Below are 17,458 nucleotides of genomic sequence, written 5' to 3'. Positions count from 1 at the left end.
CTAGGTGTTTTTCGCGTTTTGATGTTTTTCTAAGCGATAACTTTGGACTTTCCAAGGTTCAATCGGTATGTCAATTGTTTGTGAAATCGTATCTTCTAAGCCATTTACTTGCTCTGTGATGGTTAATCCCAAAGTATTACGACAATTCAATTCAGTTGTTTGGCCACAAGCTTCGTAAAAACGAAGGATATAACCTTGATTTGATTCCGCCTGTTTTAATGCCAATAAAACCAAATTATCTGAGCCTAATGTCAAAAAAGAATGGTGGGGCAACAAATCGTTTTGGGTGGTCGTAATGTCAGGAACCACTGCCCGTAAAGGTGAATTGAAATTCCGTGCTAAATTAACGGTTTTTGCCCTTTGCCATGGGCCACTATGGGGATACAGAGCATAGGCTAGATGATGCGTTCCTCGATCTGCTTGAGGGTCAGGCCAAAGGGGACTTTTGAGTAACGTTAAGCGCAATTGACCGGATTTTGTATCGTAGCCATGGTGATTTTTGGTGAGAATACTGACGCCATACTTCTCATTGTGAAAATCAGCCCAGCGTAAGGCTGGCACTTCCCATTTTACGGAATCAATTTCCGGTTTTCGTTCAATGGCCCCGCAGGGAGTTTCATAGGTACAAGTAGCCCCGTCAATGGCCAAGGGAAATGCCACTTTTAAGACAACTTGGTCTTCCTGCCAATCCACAGTGCTGTAAATCTTTAGCATTTTTCCCTGGCAATCGAGTTGATAATCCTGGCTAAAAGTGGATTGATTTAATTGCTTTTTCACACGGATAATTGAGCGCACAGCATTTTTTTCTCGCCAGTAAATTGAAACTACTTCAGGAGAATGGAGAGGTTTGGTTTCATAATCAGGGGCAATATCCCAGGCGTCCCAGTATTGGCCTTTATCTTCAAAGGCTTGCAGTTGATTGCCCGCATCAGAAAAGATATTTTTTTCATTTATTTTGTCAAAACATTGGGCAAGATTTCCCGTTTTCGGGTCGATTTCGATACGGAGAAAATCATTCTCTAAAATAAAGTCTGGTTCATTCTGTAAATCGTCTTCTCTTTGGGTTGGTGCTTGCGGATCGGGACACAACCAGTAAAGGGAATAACCGACGGATGGCACTGTCGCGAGAAAAGATAAATATTTTTTGTCGTTGTGATCTGCCTGTAAATCTTCAACAATGATTTGTGGCTCGACTTTGTTGCCGTTCCAGTCGTAAACTGTCACTAAATCTGGAATAGTTAAACTAACAACCTCTGTGCGCTCCCAGTTGAGGTCATTAAAAAGAAGTAGTGGTTTAGCCGCCTTTGCTAAGGGGCAATCATAGGTGATTTGCGAGGCGATCGCCTTAAAACTTTGGGATAACATCGCTTCCCCAGCATTAATCACTTCCTGCCATTGTTGGTTAGCTTCTGTAAAGACTTCAGGAATCGAGGTGCCGGGCAAAATATCGTGAAATTGGTTAAATAAAACTTTTTTCCAAAGGTCTTTTAATTGTTTTTGAGATATCTTTAAGCTAGAGGAATCCTTGTTGGATAAATTGTTGGCGATCGCCGACCAAATTTCAACTTGACGTAGTAAGGTTTCACAGCGATTATTAAAGATTTTTTGATCCCGGTGCACGCTATAGTACCCACGATGCAATTCTAAATAAAGTTCATCCTGCCAAACTGGTAAATTGGGAGTTTCTTTAACGTGGTTGAGGTAACTTTCTGCGGTAGAAAATTCTAATTTAGGAAAAAATGGCGACTGTTGCCACTTGCGGGCCACCTGCAACATATCCTTTGTGGGGCCACCACCATGATCACCCACGCCCGGCAACCAAAAAATATCTTTTAAATGGGTTTGTGCTTCCCATTTTTGGGCATAACTGGCCATCGTCAGCGGATTGGTATCCATGATTCCGGTGACATTGGGAGGCGTCATGAAGGTTAACAGGTCGGTGCCATCGGGCGATCGCCACCAAAATAAACCATGGGGAAAAGGAGCCGTATCATTCCAGTGGAGCTTTCCGGTGCCAAATGCTTTAATATCGCAATGCTGGGCCAATTGGGGAAATTGATTGGGAAACCCAAAGGAATCTGGCAACCAAGCAATGGTTGAACGTCGGCCAAATTTTTCAAAAAAGTATTGTTGACCATAAAGAAATTGGCGGATAATAGATTCCCCAGAAACCAAATTTACATCGGGCTCAACCCACATCCCCCCCAATAATTCCCAACAATTATGATTAACTGCCTGTTGAATTTTCTCCCAAAGATCAGGACGATTTTTTTCAATCCAATCATAGAGGGCTGGGGTGCTATGGCCAAAAATCAATTCAGGAAATTCCCCTTGGAGATTTAAAACCGATTGAAATGTGCGTTGTCCCATTTCCCAGGTTTCAGCAGTTGTCCAGAGCCAAGCCATATCTAAGTGGGCGTGACCCAAAATATGAAATTTTCGTGTTTTAAGGCAACTGGCAACTGGTATTAGTGCTGTCCGAATTTCTGCTAACGTTTGATTAAACGCTTGTGTATCTGTGACTTGTGCCCAAGGGATACGATTTAAGTGCGCTTCTACAAAAGTTATTTTTTCTGGGTCATGACGCGCTAAATAGTCGGTCAAAATTTGTAATTCTGTGGCAAAACTCCCCGCTTCTAAAATATCTAAGGTAGGTGATTCAAAAATCAATTCAGATTTCATTAATGCGCCAATGTCATGGCCCGGACTAACAAGGGCGATCGCCACCTCAAAAATCTGATTCGCTTGGGCCTGATCCGTTAATAGTAGCCGCGTTGAAGAATCAAATAAATCGCCTTCACAAACTAATTTACCGTTGACAAAAATTGCGGCAATTTCGGCCCACCAAGTAAGATTTAAGCGGGTATTTAATCCGGAGATACAATAGTCATTAATACTTTCGGGGAGCGTAATTTTTTGGTAAAACCAAGCGAGCTTTAATCCCTTTTCAAAAACGAGATAACCATTATTATTTGGTTGAATTGCTGCGAGCTGAGTGGATTGAAAGGTTGCTAAATCTGGCCGAAATGTTTTCGGAACATCGGTCTCAGCTTGGTAAAATTGCCATGTCGTTTGGGTCGGCAATGTAACAAAACTTTTTAGGCGCTCGATGGTCGCTTGGATAACAGGGGATGCCATGGGGGATTTTCAGCCAGAGAACTGACTTTTATCTTAAACCCCAAGGGATACTGGCGTTTTCGATGAAATTGAGCAAGTGTTACCAGAATGGAGTTGGGCGATCGCCTGCCAGTTGATCACATCTTGAAAGAGCATCGCATAGCCTCCGCTGTTGGGGTGGAGACCGTCGGCGCTGAGGTGCTCATTGACCCAGTGGGTGCCACGACTGAGCCACAAATCAAAAATATCTAGGTATAAAATTTGGCGATCGCCACACAGTTTTTTCGTCAATTCTTTGTAACGATACTGTTCGCTGTGACTGTAATATAGGCAGTCGAGAAAAGGCATTTTGGCTTCATTAACGGGCACTTGACCGATAAAAATCACCGGACAAAATTGTTGCGCCTGTTCTAACAAATTGTCTAACTGGCTTTGGAAAAGGTCAAAATCCGTAAAACTTTTCCCATCGGGACGCCCCAGGCGCGGCGAATCATTGACCCCGACGGACAACAAAATTAAATCCGGCTGTTTATTACGCAATTCACCCCGTTGTTGGTACTCGGCTCCGAGGCGATCGCCTACCAATTTCACCGTATCACCCCGCACACCGAGGTTATAGAGCACATGGCCTTGGGGATTGCCCATCCAGTGGAGCCGTAATTGCTCGACCCAACCACCCCGGACTGGATCGCCAAACCCATACACCAAACTATCCCCGAAAGCGACCACCCGCAGCGGATGACGTTGGGCGTAGCTGGGGTTGATGTGGGTAGGACTAAGGGCAGTCATGGCAGATGTATTGGCAAAATTAAGCTTGCTTCATAAATCTACATCAAAAATGCGACTTCCTCCTTTACTGATAGCGATTTTCAATCATTTGACGGAGTTTGATTCGGTTTAACTTTCCCTGGGCATTGCGCGGCAATTGTTCAACCAGCAACCAATATTTTGGCTGTTTATAAGGGCTTAATTGCTTGGCGATCGCCTTTTTAATTTTGTCTAAATCACCCAGATTGTCTAAACTCAGCACAGCAATGACAACTTCTCCCCAGTAAGGATCCGGCAAACCCAAAACTACCGCATCTTTAACGAATTTCGTTCCTAGAATTGCCGCTTCAATTTCCGCTGGATAAATATTTTCACCACCACTAATAATCTTCTGGCTTTGACGTCCCAATAAATGTAAATAGCCAGCTTGATCAAAGTATCCTACATCATCGGTTTCTAAGATTTTAGGATGATCAAACTTGGGATAATAACCGAGAAATAACGATTGGGCCGCAATGGAAATTAAACCCGTTTCTGATAAAGATAAATTGGCATGGGGCAAAACTTGGCCCGCACAATCTTTGCCGTCTAAAAAGTCTGCTGATTTTAGGGCCACCACCTGGGAAGCGGTTTCCGTCATGCCGTAGGTCAGAGCAATCCGGAGCTGCGATTGCCGGGCTTGCTCAAGGAGCGATCGCCAAGGCGGAGCACCACCGAGTAAGATTAAGCGGAACTGGGCTAACCATTGGGGGCAAATTTGAAGTAATACTTGTAATTGGGTCGGCACTAGGGATAGACAAAAATTACTCATATCCCCCTCCGGTAAAATGCCACGTTTTAACGCTGGATAATCGCCGAGTTTAAAGTCACCCCCACTCAAATGCGATCGCCACCATTGCATCAAGCCGCTGACATGGTAGAAGGGCAAAATACAAAAACAATTTACCCGTTCTAAAGCGAAGAAACGTTGGAAAGCCTGGGCCGAAGCAGACAAGGTTTCAGGGGTATGAATTGCTAACTTTAGTTGTCCTGATGTGCCGCCGGTGGGAATTAAAATGTGGGATTTTTTTGTTAGAAGTTCTGGCCTTTGATCTTGCCCTAAGAGTGATTTAATTTGTGTCCGTTCTGAAGTTTGCCAAGTAGAATTGACTAGCAACACGGATTCGTGACGGGCGATCGCCTTTTGAAACGCTTCAATAAAGAAGGCTGGATTTTTTTGATCAATAATTTGGAGCGACGACATCGAAGCAAATAGGCAGAATCCTTTAAAATACGGAGACAAACGCCCCTTGGTTGCTGATTATTCCATAATGTTCTCCAAAGAAACTTTTTTTGCCCTGTCCCTGTTTCCCTATCTCGGTTTTTTATGGTTCCTGACCAAATCCGGGAAAACGCCAAAACTGGCCCTGATCGGCTTTTACGTCCTCCTCGTTTTTGTGGCGATCTCCATTCCCGCCGGCATTTACGCCCAGGTGCAATATGGCGAAGAGTTGGCAAATGTGGACTGGCTCCATGGCAGCGCTGAATCTTTTTTGACCCTCTCCAACGTGCTGGTAGTCTTGGGTTTTGTCGGGGCGATCGCCAAACTCAAACAGACAAAATCCGAATAGTTTTTAGATTTTAAAAACCCCCTCCGGATTCACCGAGAGAATCGGCCGCCGCTGTATCCCTTCCCGTTGGAGAACGCTATTGGCAGCGAGCAAACCGCTACTGATCGCCCGTTCCATCAAGCCACAGGGGAACGGCATTTTTACCCAATCCCCGGCATACATGAGATTGCTAATTTCGCTTTCGGTGGTGGGGCGATCGCCATAGCTATTGGGGGGATAGCCAGAGAAATTCTTTTGGTTCACCAGTTGCCGATGGAGCACCGTCGCTCCCTTGAGTTCCGGTACAATTTCGTATAGTTCCTGCTCAAAGGTGGCCAACAGTGCCTCTTGGGTCGGAAATTCTTTTTCTTTATAACAGTAAGCATGGAGCTCCACCACACTACCCCCGGTACGGGCGGCCCAATCCTTAAACTGGGTCTGGATTTGGTGATATAGGGTAATGCTATCGGTCAAGGCATAGCCCGACAATGATGCAAACTTACTGTGCTCCCAGGGGAAATCTCGATCCAACCAGAACCGTCCCACCGCAAAGGGATCAGACACCACCAATTGATCAACTTTACGTTCTGCCTCTGGATCCCGGTCTCCCACTAAGCGGGTAAACAAATGGCGAGTTCCGGGCACGTCCGTCGCCAGCACCACATAATCGGCGGCAAGGGTGCCCCGCTGGAGTTCATCACTGGGATTTTCAGCCACCAACCGTACTTGATCAGCTTCACGGGCTTGGACTTTAAATGGAGCTAAATCCCGTTGGGCGGGGCCACTCAAGCGTTTACCGTTGGCATCATAGCGAGCGCCATGGCAGGGACAGAGGAAAGATCCATCCGGTTGCCGACCGACGGTACAACCCTGGTGGGTGCAAGTTAAGGACAAGCCTTCCTCTGTTTCTGGATTGACCGCATACATCGCATCCCCAGCGCCGTAGTATTCCAGACTGTCATCGGTAATCAATTCATTCTGCTTCGTCCAGAAAGGTACATCCGTTTGCTCGTCTCCCTGTTGGTAGGCGATCGCCAGGATTTTGTTGTCCTGACATTGAATTTCGCTGACGGACACATCGGTCAAAATTTGGCCCCCTTTCGCGCGGATGGCGTCGGCAATGGGTTGAACGAGGCTCGTGCCCATGTCATCCACGGTGCCGTTAAACGCTAGGCCCTCTGGGTTCCCAAAAAAGTAGAAGTGGAAAAATTGCAGCAATTCCCCTGTGCTCAAGGTATCGGGGGCATTTAGGCTAGATTTAGCGAAGGGTAAAAAGTAGAGGTCATAAAGGCCCTGGGGAAATTCACCCCGGACCCAATCCGCCACGGTAATAGTGTCGTAGGTGTCGTAGGTGCGGGGGATTTTAAAGCCCGTGATCGCGTGAAAAACCTCTAAATGCTTAATTTTTGTGAGGTTAATGCCCCAACGGAGTCGGTTCGGCGAAGAAATGGCGAGATCCACGATATTCCAAGGAAATGCGGTATTACTGGGACGAAATACCTCTGGGCGATAGCGGTCTGGATCTTTGAAAACGAGGGAATAAAAATCTAAGGATTGAAAATTGTCGTTGATGCTCAGTTCACTGACCAAGCTCTTGAGGTTGTAATACTGGGGAAAAAAGCCGTGGAAGCCGTGTTCCATCATGAACTCATCTTCACCGACATTAATTTTCCAACTGGCGACCTTGCCACCGAGTTGGGGGGCTTTTTCTAACAGCGTGACCTGAAAACCCCGTTGGCTTAATTCGTAGGCAGCGGCCAGCCCTGCTAAACCACCCCCAATGACAACGACTTTTTTCCCCTGGGTGTGATAGTGGGGTAAATCCAAGGATTCTTGCTGGTGGATCGTCGGGTGGGGTTTGGCGAAGCGGGTGTACCCGACCATCGATCCGGCGGCTCCCACCCCAAGGAGTTTGAGGGCGCTACGGCGGGAAATGGGGGGAAGGGAAGTGTTGTCACTCATGCCATTCAGTTTAATTGCACATCTAGTGTCAATTATTATGAACTGATTTGCTGGGGGTGGGTTGTTTTTTTCGGCACTTTGTCACATTTGCGCAAAAAGACTTAGTTTCGGCGGATATTGAAGCAACACCATTCGTCTTTCTTCCAGAGGGCGGCGATCGCCCAGCCATTTTGCTCGAGGGTATCGGCGATGGGTTGAATTTGTTCGATCAGAATGCCGCTGAGGATTCCCCAGGTGTCCGGTTTGGCGATCGCCGACATCTTGGGGATCAGCTCAATAATAATTTCCGCCAAGATATTACAAACAATCCCGTCAAAGGGCTCCGGGTACATTTTGGGAAGGGTATCGATGCTGCCCTGGGCGACGACCATGCGCTCTGGTTCGATGTTATTGAGCGCCCGATTACTGTTGGAGGCAGTCACCGCCAAAATATCCGTATCCACCCCAAAGGTTTGCTTCGCCCCCAAAAGGAGAGACCCGATGGAAAGAATCCCCGAACCACAGCCAATATCCGCGATTACCTGGGTTTCTGGTTGCTGCCCTAAACGCATTTCTAGGGCTTCGAGGCACAGTTGGGTGGTCTGGTGAGCGCCAGTCCCAAAGGCAGAACCCGGATCGAGGCGCAATAGGAGGCGTTCTGAATGGGTGGGCACTTCTAACCAGGCTGGGTAAATCAACAGGCGATCGCCAATTTCTTGGGGTTGCCAATGGCTCTTCCAGCTACTTGACCAATCTTCCTCATCAATGAGATGCCACTTAACCGCGGGTTTAGGCAAACGGGCAAGTAAAGCATCCTGTTTCAGTAGCAGCGCTAAGGCCGCAAGATCCAAATGATCAAACTCCGCCTGGGGACTGTAGGCACGAATCAGGTAGGACTGCCCCTTCTGCTCCCCCGCCATTCCCCGACAGCCAAAATCATCTAAGCGCCAGAAAATCGTCTCTTCTAAACTCGGGTCGCAGAGGATCTGTAATTCCCACCAAGTTGTTGTCATCTTTTTCCCCTTGTCATTGGCCAGGGGAAAGTATCCAGAGACCTTTCCCCCGTAGCTTAACCTTACAGCTTAACCGTATAGGCATCCCGGATGCCGGTTACCTTCGTAATCTCACTCAGAACGCCTTCTGGCAGCGGATCATCCAAGCTCAGTACCATCACGGCATCACCCCGGACAATCTTGCGGCCCACCTGCATACTGGCAATGTTCACATTAAAGCTGCCCAGCAGAGAACCGATTTTTCCGATAATCCCCGGCACATCCCGGTGGAGCGTAAAGAGCATATAGCCCGTCGGCGGCACATTGATGGGGAAACCATTGATACTGGTAATGCGGATATCCCCATCACTCAACAGCGCCCCATTGACGGAGTGTTCCCCATCGGCCCCAGTGGCTTCTAGGTGAATAGCCCCGGTGTAATCACGTACCGATTCATCACGGGTTTCAATGATCCGGATGCCCCGTTCCTTCGCTTCAATTTCTGCGTTTACATAGTTGACCCGTTCCCGCAATGCTGGAGAAAGTAAGCCTTTAAGAGCAGCTACAACCAAGGGCTTGGCTTCTTTTTCGGCTAAATCCCCTTGGAGGGTCACATTTAATTTTTCGATGCGGCCCCCGGCCAACTGACCGACCATGTTCCCTAGGGTCTCCGCCAACTGGAGATAGGGACGCAGTTTTTCCATGACGTTGGCATTGAGGCCAGGAATATTCACCGCAGAGCGTGCTGGCAACCCTAAAATGACATCCCGAATTTGCTCGGCAACATCAACGGCAACATTTACCTGGGCTTCAGCGGTAGAAGCACCCAAGTGGGGCGTAAGGACGACGTTATCCAAGGCCCGGAGTTCGGATTCACCCAGGGGTTCTTCTTCAAAAACATCCAAAGCGGCCCCACCAAGGCGACCTTCTTGGATCGCTTTAGCAACGGCGGCTTCGTCAACAACGCCACCGCGAGCACAGTTAACAATGCGGGTGGTGGGCTTCATTTTGGCGATGGACTCTTCGCCAATCAAGTGAGTGGTTTCGGGGGTTTTGGGGACGTGGAGGGTAATGTAGTCGGCTTCCCGGAACAGGTAATCGAGATCGACGAGGCGACAACCCAATTGTCCGGCCCGTTCTTCGGAGATAAATGGATCGTAGGCGAGGAGCTTCATGCCTAGGGCTTTACCGACGCTAGCTACGTGGGCACCAATTTTGCCGAGACCGACAACGCCGAGGGTCTTTTTGTAAACTTCTGCGCCGATGAATTTTTTCCGGTTCCATTCTTTGGCTTTGACGGACTGGTTGGCATCGGGGATGTGGCGAGAGAGGGACAACATCATCGCGAGGGCATGTTCTGCGGCGGCAATGGTGTTTCCTTCGGGGGAGTTGACGACGATGATCCCTTGGCGGGTGGCGGCGGGAATATCGACATTATCAACACCGACTCCGGCACGGCCAATGATTTTGAGGTTTTTACCGGCTTCGATCACTTCTTTGGTGACTTTGGTTCCGGAGCGAATCATCAGGGCATCGTATTCGGGAATAATGCTGATGAGTTCTTCGAGGGGTAATCCGACTTTAACGTCTACTTGGGCGACCTGGGAGAGGATATCGATTCCGGCTTGGTCGATAGAGTCGGAAACAAGAACTTTAGCCATAACAATTCGATTAAATATAAATGTTTCGTTTGGGTCGGATACTGCGGGTCGTGTCGCCGGGGGCGGGGTTTGGGGGAAGTTCCCGTGGGCACGAGGGCTACAGATCCTTAAGTTTTTGTATAGAACAAAGGATTATTCTATCCTGACTGCTCACCCTGGACGGATTTTTCCCTGGGGGCGATCGCCTTTTTTCTAGATTTACAGGCGGAGTTTTGGTACTTAAATCTCAAAAAGTCCGGGAGGGGCATCCACTTCCAGGCGATTTTCTACTAGATCAACGACGGGGACAATGGCCTTCACGAAGGGGACAAGGTGCTTTTTCTGGTTGGCATCGGTGACTTCGAGGACGTCCTGGGCCGCCATGTAGAGATCGCTGACAATCCCTAGTTTGGCTTGGGTGTTGTAATCAAATACCTCAAGGCCAATCAGGTCGCTGACATGGTATTCGTCGGCTTCAAGTTCGGGGCGATCGCCTGCCCGCACCAGGACTTTGGCACCCCGGATATTTTCTGCTTGGGTGCGGTCTTGGATATGTTCAAATTTCACGACAAATAAATTTTTACCAGGGATTTGTCGGCCCCGTTCGAGTTCTACCGACTGGGGGTCTTGGTTGGGCAGTTGTAACCACCGTTGGCCGGGCACTTCGAAGCGTTCGGGAAAATCAGTGCTGGGATTAATCCGCACTTCTCCTTTAAGACCCTGGGCGGCCACCACCTGGCCAATGATGATCCAATCCTGTTCTGCCATGTTGCGCCTCGATGCCTTTTTTTAGAGCAATGTGAAAAATGTGGGTTAAAAACTCAGGCTTCTTACTTTATCGGATTTTTCTGACGGAACGCGCCCTTTACAATACTTATAAGTTTTACTTAGAATCTGGCCCTTAGCTATGACTGACACAAATTCTGGACAAAATAAACTCAAAGGTCTCGTAATTGGTTTGGTGGCGATCGCCCTGGCGGTATCCCTCGCCCTGGGGATCAAATTCCAGCCCCCTGCCGCTACCCTCGAAGCCCAGGCCGCCGAAGCTGTGCCCCTCACCGTCGCCCTCGACAATGGTCGCCCGACTTTGATGGAATTTTATGCGGATTGGTGTACCAGTTGTCAGGCCATGGCCCCGGATCTTCGGCAAATCAAACAAACCTACGGCGATCGCCTTAATTTTGTGATGCTCAATGTCGATAACGGCAAATGGCTCCCGGAAGTGCTGAAATACCGCGTTGATGGGATTCCCCACTTTGTTTTCCTTGATGAAACTGGTGAGGCGATCGCCGAAACCATTGGCGAACAACCGCGCAGTATTTTAGAAGCCGACCTCAATGCCCTCCTCGCCCACAACGACTTACCCTACACCTACGACCAAGGCCAAGTTTCTAAACTCGATCGCCCCAATCAACAACCCCGCCAGAGTGATCCCCGTAGCCACGGCGCCCAGGTTAAGTCCTAGGTTTTGGGCGAAAAACTTGCCTCACAAATTTTCCCAGAAAGGTTGGCTATAATTGAAGCCAATTTTAAGGCCCTGGCCCGTTCGTGCTGGTGCCTCAGTTTTCTAAATACCCTAGGTTTCAGGTTACGCCCTGTTTCAGTAAAGTACCTATGAATATTAAGTCTCTCCTCACCACCATCACTTGCTTGTCAGTCGGCTGTCTCGCCCCCAAAGCAGCCCTGGCCCACGCCATTGAAACGAATTTCCAAGTGCGCTTCGATAACTTTGAGCTCCAAAGCACCTTTGGTGATGGCGAAGTTTTCCCCAATGCCCCCGTTACGGTTTACTCTCCAGAAAATCCTGACCAACCGATCATGATTGGTCGCACCGATGAAAACGGGAAATTTAGCTTCAAAGCCGACACTACCAAAGCCGGAGACTGGGCCGTAGAAATTGGTTCCGCCGACGATAGCCACTGGGATCGCCTGATTGTGCCCGTCCAAGCAGAGGGGATCGACGCCAACGCCATTAGCGAACTGCCCCAACCGGAACACAGCCATGATTACTTTGCCTATTCATTCCTAGCGGGAATCGTCGGCTTGGGCCTCGTCTTTGGGATGCGCCAAAACCAAGACCGCGCTTAAACACAAATTATTTTTTACAAATTAAGGCTCACTGCCCCTTGACGGAGAATGCGCCAGCCGGAGCCTGTCCACTGGGCCACCGTCGAGGGCTGTCCACTGCCAATCTTGCTTGTTCGTTCCTGGGTTGTGCAATCAAGCACTGGGATTTCGGGAAATTCTTTGGCGATCGCCGCCATCCATTCGAGGGGGTCGCTACCGGAACGGTTGGCGCTGGTGGTGGCGAGGGGGCCTGTTTCTCGCAAAATCCCTTGGGCCAAGGCCAAATCGGGGACACGCACGCCAATGGTACCGGAATTAGTCGGATTCATTGCCGCTGAAACCTTTTCAGAAGCGGGCAGGACAAGGGTCAACGCCCCTGGCCAATATTGCTGGGCGATCGCCTGCCATTGTGCTTTTTCTGTTTCACTACCCACCACATAGTCCCAAATCTCCGGCAGGGAAGCCGTCATCAGGATCAGCGGTTTGTCGGGCGATCGCCGTTTCAATTGATAGATCAGGGGGGCGGCGTCGGGTTGTGCCGCGAGGGCAGGCACGGTATCCGTGGGGAAGCTCACCACTTGGCCATTATTTGCCTGGTCAACCAGGGCAGCAGCAGTAACGAGGGGCATTAATTATTGGGTTTGTTTGAGATGGTCAAATACACTTTTATCACCAATATCATCGGCGGGCTTTTGTGTAAATTTTCGGGCTGCAAAAATGATGAATAAAACGCTCCACAGACTGAACCCAATTTGGGCAACTGCTAGCGGTAAAAGCTGGGTTAGATGACCGAGTAACAGGAATGGCACCAAAGGCGTCAGAAGCATTGTTTCCAAACGCCGAAAACAAAAACCCTCCTTAAAGAAAATTCCCGTCAAGGCGGCAAAAAGAAAGCCAATGCCCCAGAGGGTCTGGGGTTTTTCTAAAACGGTGACGAATAGCGGTTCTGGAAAAATGAGACCAAAGGCGATCGCCGCGCCACAGCCCACGAACCAAAAGCCCTGGAGCAGTCGGTGTAAAGGAATGAGATAAATATGAATCTTGGTCAAACTGAGACCCAGACCACCACAAAAGGCGACGAATAGTCCAGAAATTAATCCCTGCGACCAACCCTGATCGCCTAAAGCAATAGCTAAAGCAGTACCAAAGCTAAAGGCACCAGCGGCGATCGCCAACCCCAGACGATAAAGAAAAACTTCCTGGCGATCGGCAGCGGTGATCGTAAATTCGCCGTAGTAACCGGCATACACTTCTGGGGGTTGGGGTGATAAAGAGGCATCAGACATTACTCTTTCCAGTTATCCATTTCCAAAACATCTACGTTTATCGTAAACCAGTCAATCAAACATTTACCCAGGGTTTTAATGATGAACCGCTAGGGGAAAGTTTGGAGGCGATCGCCCAGCGTTATCCCAACAGTCTTGTCCTGGTTTCCGGCAGTGTCACCATTGGTTTTCCCGATGAGTTGCCCAGTTCCTTACCGCCAGAGTTTTAGGCTTATGGCACCAGGGTCAGCCTCACCTATGCTGACCTGAACCAGGCGATTTCACTTCTCCAAGACCAATAGGCGATCGGACAGCTTGATTGTAAGGTTTTTACTCCCGCCCCTATTTTTACCCCTTTTTCTGAATCAAATTAACCGAATGGCAGACAGTATTTTATATCTGCAATGACAGAAGCCAGCAGCGGCAGGTGATTTCAAAAAACAGCAGCAATTTTTAGCTATTCACTGTGCTGTCAGAAATTTTATTTTTATAGATACACAGGAAATTTTCTGCATGGGTAGCTCCTAATAATTGAATTTCTTTTGGAAATAAACTCAGTGGGGCACTATGTCCTTTAATCCCAAATTTTTTTGCTCCATCAGCAGTTCCCGCATGCAAATAAACTACAGTTGGTTCTAGCCCTAACCAAGCCCCTAACCGTTGCGCAACATCGTAGGCTGTTGTGTTTGCCAAGCCTTTAACACGAATAACAATCGATTGCACCCAATCATAGACACTCTGGAAGTCCTTAAAGTCTTCTGGTTGCGTCTTGTCAGCTAATGCAATTCTTAATCCTTCAGGTAATTTATGAGCAACCCGACATTGATGACTATGCATTTTTTCATTTGAAAGACGAGACTTCCAGGCTCTTTCAATTGCTTTTTTCCAAGTTAATTCTTTATCACCCCACCACTTACTCTCTAACTTGTAATAATTTCCCCATTTCTGGATATATTCATCAGTTAACAATTGCAGACTACTCTTGTTTGGATCAAGAGCCGGTTTGGTGGCTCTGCAATTTTTGGAAACTGTTTTGCAGCTTTGGAGAACTGGACGCATAGAATTTAAGACTCACTGATAAATGCTTCAAGTCAGGTCGCGCTTATTTTTATTGCAACCATCTAACCTTAATGAGTTGTCAGACTAAAAATAGTGGATTTCTAAAAATCGTCATTAACGACAAATTCGGTGTCAGCATAAGCTAGATTTATTGAAAAATTACCCTAGACTTTTACTACTAATGCTGCTAAAGCTAACAAGAACGTCCTTGAATGCTAGTAAAACTACATATTTTATGGATAGCAAACAAGAGATCTACTTTTCTTGTTACACAAAAATTAGGATGATTAATTGAAGTTACCATGTGAAATTAGTGTACGATAAAACATAACATAAGTCAAGAGCAGACTAGATGCAGCAAAATCATGATGCCAAAAGACAGCAACATACACTTAGTCGAGTATTTTTGTCTGTGTATTTCTTTGGCAATCTTTTGTACCAGCAGAATACTATAGAAGCATCCACTTCCGTACCACGCAGTCACCGAAGAAGAATTAAAGCGTATGGGACAGCCATCACTAATTGCTAACCGCTACGAAATTCTCCAAGAGTTAGGCAGTGGCGGTTTCGGCGACACCTACCTAGCGAAAGATTTATACTCTCCGTCCCAGAAACGATGTGTCATTAAACAGTTACGACGGATTGATGATGATCCGAGCTCCTATGAGCTGGTAAAAGAGCGCTTTAATCGAGAAGCCTTAATCCTTGAATCATTAGGGGAAAATTATTCTCACATTCCATCACTATATGCCTATTTTGAAGAGGAAGGGTTGTTTTATTTAGTACAAGAGTACGTTGAAGGGAAAACATTAACAGAAATTGTCTTGCAAGACGGTCCGCAGTCAGCAGTATTTACCACCAAAATTCTGCAGCAGGTACTAAAGATCCTTAAATATGTGCATGGTCAAGGGATTATTCATCGGGATATTAAGCCAGATAATATCCTGCTACGCAAAGGAGGTCAATCGGCTGTTTTGATTGATTTCGGGGCAATTAAGGAGATTCTCAATACTCAAGTAACGACTAAAGGTAGTCTAAAAAGCTCAATTATCATTGGTACGCCTGGTTTTATGTCCCCTGAGCAAGGAATAGGGAGACCGAGTTTTAGTAGTGATTTGTATAGTTTGGGATTGGTAGGCATATATCTCTTAACAGGGAAGCTGCCCAATGACTTCATCGTTAATCCGGCGAATGGCGAATTGAATTGGGAAAATGATGTACCCATGATCGATTCGTCACTCAAAAACATTCTGACTCAGGCCATTGCTTCCCATCCAAGAGATCGCTTTGACAATGCTGAAGCAATGTTTGTTGCGTTAAATAACGTCGAAGCACCTTTACTGACGCCAAGACAGAGAAATAACTATGCAGCTTCTGCCAATACCAATGCTGATACCTTTGTCATATCTCAGGCCAAGTCACAGGGAATGTCAGGGCAACCAATGCACGAGTCAAAAAATAAACTGACTTATTTAAGCTGGTTGATTGGTAGTGGTTGTGCTGTGTTCATCACAGGAGCCCTATTATCGCAACAAGAATTTTTAACAAGTCTCTTTCAATCCAATGAACAATCTACTGCTGATACGATAGAAAATACCCAAACAGTAGAGGTAGACCAAACACCACAAGATATTCCACCAGAACCTCCAGAAACAGAACCATTGTTAGGATACAAGGATAGTTGTGGTGATTCATTATCTGGCAAAAGCGTATGGTATCGAGTAATTGGTGAATCATCCATTTTGGAGAAGATTAAAAGCAATTATTGTGGGGATGCTTTTCTGCGAGAAGACAATACTGCTCAGGTAGCTAGCTTTGGTTCTAGGGAAAATGCTCAAACATTCATCAATAAATTAACGCAAGAAACTGACTCTGAGTTTTGGATTCAAAAAAAGAAAGCTTGACAGCTATTGATCCAGAAAACGCAGCACCACAACTGTTTCCGATAGAGCTTGCCAACATACCAGTTGAAGGATGTGGTCTTTATGTCAGTGACTTATCCACAGAGCAATTATTACTAGCTTCTGATTGGCAAACGCTTTATGGAAATATAAATCAAAGTGTGCAAGCCTTTAATTATGAAAACCAAGCAGACCTTTCCGAATATGGCTTCGATTTTTACTTTACAGCATATAATGATCAATACTCCATTACAATGGAACAGCCTCGATGGACTGAAGAAGGATGGGAATGGCGAACGGGTGAAGGAAATTTAACTATTAGAAACTTAGTCAATTCCCAAGAAAATATTATTAAAGTTTCTCTTTATGATGGATGTTAGTAACTCATTTGGCAGGATTAATTTTTAAAGAAAACTCTGCCTTTTTAAATTGGCAAAAAATCTATAAAAATTTTGATGAGACTAATATAAGAAGCTACTTTATAATTCAATTAAAAACCTCTGAAGAGAACTTCAAAGAAAAATTAGATTTTTAGCAGCACTTTCTCATTATTTCGACCATTAAAATCAAGAAATAAAAAAGGATTAGTCGAGGTTCCCATAAATGAGCTGTCCTTGTTTATTAATATAACCCCATTTGTCGTTGATAATGACTGTTGCAAGCCCTTCTGAAAATGAATAAGCATCATCAAAAGTAGGCGGAATGACAAACTGCCCTTGTTTGTTAATAAAACCCCATTTATCGTTGATCTCGACTGTTGCAAGCCCTTCTGAAAATGAATAAGCATCATCAAAAGTAGGCGGAATGACAAACTGCCCTTGTTTGTTAATAAAACCCCATTTATCGTTGATCATGACTGCTGCAAGCCCTTCTGAAAATGAACTAGCAAAATCAAAAGTAGGCGGAATGACAAACTGTCCTTGTCTGTTAATAAAACCCCATTTATCGTTGATCGCGACTTCTGCAAGCCCTTCTAAAAATAAATAAGCAGAATCAAAAGTAGGTGGAATAACAATCTGCCCTTGTTTATTAATATAACCCAATTTATCGTTGATCATGACTGCTGCAAGCCCTTCTGAAAAATGAACTAGTAAAATCAAAAGTAGGTGGAATAACAAT

The 17,458-nt window shown here is 46.5% G+C and carries 17 protein-coding genes; 6 read left to right on the top strand and 11 right to left on the bottom strand.

The genetic code is table 11. From position 1 onward, the window contains the following. The 3 genes from AACR41_RS11170 to AACR41_RS11160 all read right to left on the bottom strand — a co-directional run bounded on the left by AACR41_RS11170 (window position 1) and on the right by AACR41_RS11160 (window position 5,128). A complete protein-coding gene (locus tag AACR41_RS11170) occupies window positions 1–3,138 on the bottom strand; it encodes an alpha-mannosidase (protein WP_030006476.1) in 3,138 nt (1,045 codons plus the stop codon). Window positions 3,139–3,171: 33 nt separating this feature from the next. Next, the gene (locus tag AACR41_RS11165) at window positions 3,172–3,906 is read right to left on the bottom strand and encodes a GDSL-type esterase/lipase family protein (protein WP_030006475.1); all 735 of its coding nucleotides are present in this window, start codon (window positions 3,904–3,906) and stop codon (window positions 3,172–3,174) included. Window positions 3,907–3,970: 64 nt separating this feature from the next. Continuing rightward, window positions 3,971–5,128: a 2-succinylbenzoate--CoA ligase gene (locus tag AACR41_RS11160; protein ID WP_030006474.1), complete on the bottom strand. Its 1,158-nt coding sequence runs from the start codon at window positions 5,126–5,128 to the stop codon at window positions 3,971–3,973. A gap of 67 nt (window positions 5,129–5,195) precedes the next feature. Here AACR41_RS11160 and AACR41_RS11155 point away from each other — a divergent pair, with 67 nt between their 5' ends. Next, a complete protein-coding gene (locus AACR41_RS11155; RefSeq protein WP_030006473.1) occupies window positions 5,196–5,495 on the top strand; it encodes a DUF3593 domain-containing protein in 300 nt (99 codons plus the stop codon). Between the two features lie 3 nt (window positions 5,496–5,498). Here the strand turns inward: AACR41_RS11155 and AACR41_RS11150 are convergent, their stop codons facing one another. The 4 genes from AACR41_RS11150 to rimM form a co-directional block, all read right to left on the bottom strand. Then, entirely contained in the window at window positions 5,499–7,436 is a 1,938-nt protein-coding gene (locus tag AACR41_RS11150) for an FAD-dependent oxidoreductase (protein ID WP_030006472.1), read from the bottom strand. 101 nt (window positions 7,437–7,537) lie between these two features. Further along, window positions 7,538–8,428, bottom strand: a complete 891-nt coding sequence (prmA, locus tag AACR41_RS11145; protein WP_030006471.1) for a 50S ribosomal protein L11 methyltransferase — start codon at window positions 8,426–8,428, stop codon at window positions 7,538–7,540. A 62-nt stretch (window positions 8,429–8,490) separates the two neighbouring features. Then, window positions 8,491–10,068 carry a phosphoglycerate dehydrogenase gene (gene serA / locus AACR41_RS11140; RefSeq protein WP_012306867.1) on the bottom strand — a complete coding sequence of 526 codons (1,578 nt, stop codon included), beginning with the start codon at window positions 10,066–10,068 and terminating at the stop codon, window positions 8,491–8,493. Window positions 10,069–10,287: 219 nt separating this feature from the next. After that, window positions 10,288–10,815: a ribosome maturation factor RimM gene (gene rimM / locus AACR41_RS11135; protein WP_030006470.1), complete on the bottom strand. Its 528-nt coding sequence runs from the start codon at window positions 10,813–10,815 to the stop codon at window positions 10,288–10,290. 139 nt (window positions 10,816–10,954) lie between these two features. On the opposite strand from rimM, the gene AACR41_RS11130 reads away from it, so the two are divergent. Then, window positions 10,955–11,512: a thioredoxin family protein gene (locus AACR41_RS11130; RefSeq protein ID WP_030006469.1), complete on the top strand. Its 558-nt coding sequence runs from the start codon at window positions 10,955–10,957 to the stop codon at window positions 11,510–11,512. Window positions 11,513–11,661: 149 nt separating this feature from the next. Then, entirely contained in the window at window positions 11,662–12,135 is a 474-nt protein-coding gene (locus AACR41_RS11125) for a hypothetical protein (RefSeq protein WP_012306864.1), read from the top strand. Window positions 12,136–12,149: 14 nt separating this feature from the next. Here the strand turns inward: AACR41_RS11125 and AACR41_RS11120 are convergent, their stop codons facing one another. Beyond that, complete coding sequence (locus AACR41_RS11120; protein WP_030006468.1) at window positions 12,150–12,743, bottom strand: L-threonylcarbamoyladenylate synthase; 594 nt, start codon at window positions 12,741–12,743, stop codon at window positions 12,150–12,152. A 3-nt stretch (window positions 12,744–12,746) separates the two neighbouring features. Further along, window positions 12,747–13,400 (bottom strand): DUF2301 domain-containing membrane protein, encoded by a 654-nt coding sequence (locus AACR41_RS11115; RefSeq protein ID WP_030006467.1) that lies wholly within the window; start codon window positions 13,398–13,400, stop codon window positions 12,747–12,749. Here AACR41_RS11115 and AACR41_RS11110 point away from each other — a divergent pair. Next, window positions 13,379–13,609 (top strand): hypothetical protein, encoded by a 231-nt coding sequence (locus AACR41_RS11110; protein ID WP_152550979.1) that lies wholly within the window; start codon window positions 13,379–13,381, stop codon window positions 13,607–13,609. The two genes, AACR41_RS11115 and AACR41_RS11110, sit on opposite strands and share 22 nt — an antisense overlap. Window positions 13,610–13,832: 223 nt before the next feature. Here the strand turns inward: AACR41_RS11110 and AACR41_RS11105 are convergent, their stop codons facing one another. Beyond that, on the bottom strand, window positions 13,833–14,438 hold the full coding sequence (locus tag AACR41_RS11105) for a hypothetical protein (RefSeq protein ID WP_030006466.1): 606 nt from the start codon (window positions 14,436–14,438) through the stop codon (window positions 13,833–13,835). A 503-nt stretch (window positions 14,439–14,941) separates the two neighbouring features. On the opposite strand from AACR41_RS11105, the gene AACR41_RS11100 reads away from it, so the two are divergent. Both AACR41_RS11100 and AACR41_RS11095 read left to right on the top strand, forming a co-directional pair. Beyond that, window positions 14,942–16,342, top strand: a complete 1,401-nt coding sequence (locus tag AACR41_RS11100) for a serine/threonine protein kinase (protein ID WP_052349624.1) — start codon at window positions 14,942–14,944, stop codon at window positions 16,340–16,342. After that, on the top strand, window positions 16,339–16,719 hold the full coding sequence (locus AACR41_RS11095; protein WP_030006464.1) for a hypothetical protein: 381 nt from the start codon (window positions 16,339–16,341) through the stop codon (window positions 16,717–16,719). The genes AACR41_RS11100 and AACR41_RS11095 overlap by 4 nt, the downstream gene beginning before the upstream one ends. A 204-nt stretch (window positions 16,720–16,923) precedes the next feature. Here AACR41_RS11095 and AACR41_RS11090 read toward each other — a convergent pair. After that, a partial coding sequence (locus AACR41_RS11090) for a WG repeat-containing protein (protein WP_045441668.1) occupies window positions 16,924–17,458 on the bottom strand: 535 nt, incomplete at its 5' end.

It is taken from the genome of Picosynechococcus sp. NKBG042902, assembly GCF_963864045.1.
GTDB lineage: Bacteria > Cyanobacteriota > Cyanobacteriia > Cyanobacteriales > MRBY01 > MRBY01.
This window is presented reverse-complemented; position numbering and strand designations above follow the sequence as displayed.

Excerpts from the sequence above, each read along its gene's own strand:
- AACR41_RS11170 (WP_030006476.1), bottom strand. The coding sequence starts at position 3,138 with ATGGCATCCCCTGTTATCCAAGCGACCATCGAGCGCCTAAAAAGTTTT.
- AACR41_RS11165 (WP_030006475.1), bottom strand. The coding sequence starts at position 3,906 with ATGACTGCCCTTAGTCCTACCCACATCAACCCCAGCTACGCCCAACGT.
- AACR41_RS11160 (WP_030006474.1), bottom strand. The coding sequence starts at position 5,128 with ATGTCGTCGCTCCAAATTATTGATCAAAAAAATCCAGCCTTCTTTATT.
- AACR41_RS11155 (WP_030006473.1), top strand. The coding sequence starts at position 5,196 with ATGTTCTCCAAAGAAACTTTTTTTGCCCTGTCCCTGTTTCCCTATCTC.
- AACR41_RS11150 (WP_030006472.1), bottom strand. The coding sequence starts at position 7,436 with ATGAGTGACAACACTTCCCTTCCCCCCATTTCCCGCCGTAGCGCCCTC.
- prmA (WP_030006471.1), bottom strand. The coding sequence starts at position 8,428 with ATGACAACAACTTGGTGGGAATTACAGATCCTCTGCGACCCGAGTTTA.
- serA (WP_012306867.1), bottom strand. The coding sequence starts at position 10,068 with ATGGCTAAAGTTCTTGTTTCCGACTCTATCGACCAAGCCGGAATCGAT.
- rimM (WP_030006470.1), bottom strand. The coding sequence starts at position 10,815 with ATGGCAGAACAGGATTGGATCATCATTGGCCAGGTGGTGGCCGCCCAG.
- AACR41_RS11130 (WP_030006469.1), top strand. The coding sequence starts at position 10,955 with ATGACTGACACAAATTCTGGACAAAATAAACTCAAAGGTCTCGTAATT.
- AACR41_RS11125 (WP_012306864.1), top strand. The coding sequence starts at position 11,662 with ATGAATATTAAGTCTCTCCTCACCACCATCACTTGCTTGTCAGTCGGC.
- AACR41_RS11120 (WP_030006468.1), bottom strand. The coding sequence starts at position 12,743 with ATGCCCCTCGTTACTGCTGCTGCCCTGGTTGACCAGGCAAATAATGGC.
- AACR41_RS11115 (WP_030006467.1), bottom strand. The coding sequence starts at position 13,400 with ATGTCTGATGCCTCTTTATCACCCCAACCCCCAGAAGTGTATGCCGGT.
- AACR41_RS11105 (WP_030006466.1), bottom strand. The coding sequence starts at position 14,438 with ATGCGTCCAGTTCTCCAAAGCTGCAAAACAGTTTCCAAAAATTGCAGA.
- AACR41_RS11100 (WP_052349624.1), top strand. The coding sequence starts at position 14,942 with ATGGGACAGCCATCACTAATTGCTAACCGCTACGAAATTCTCCAAGAG.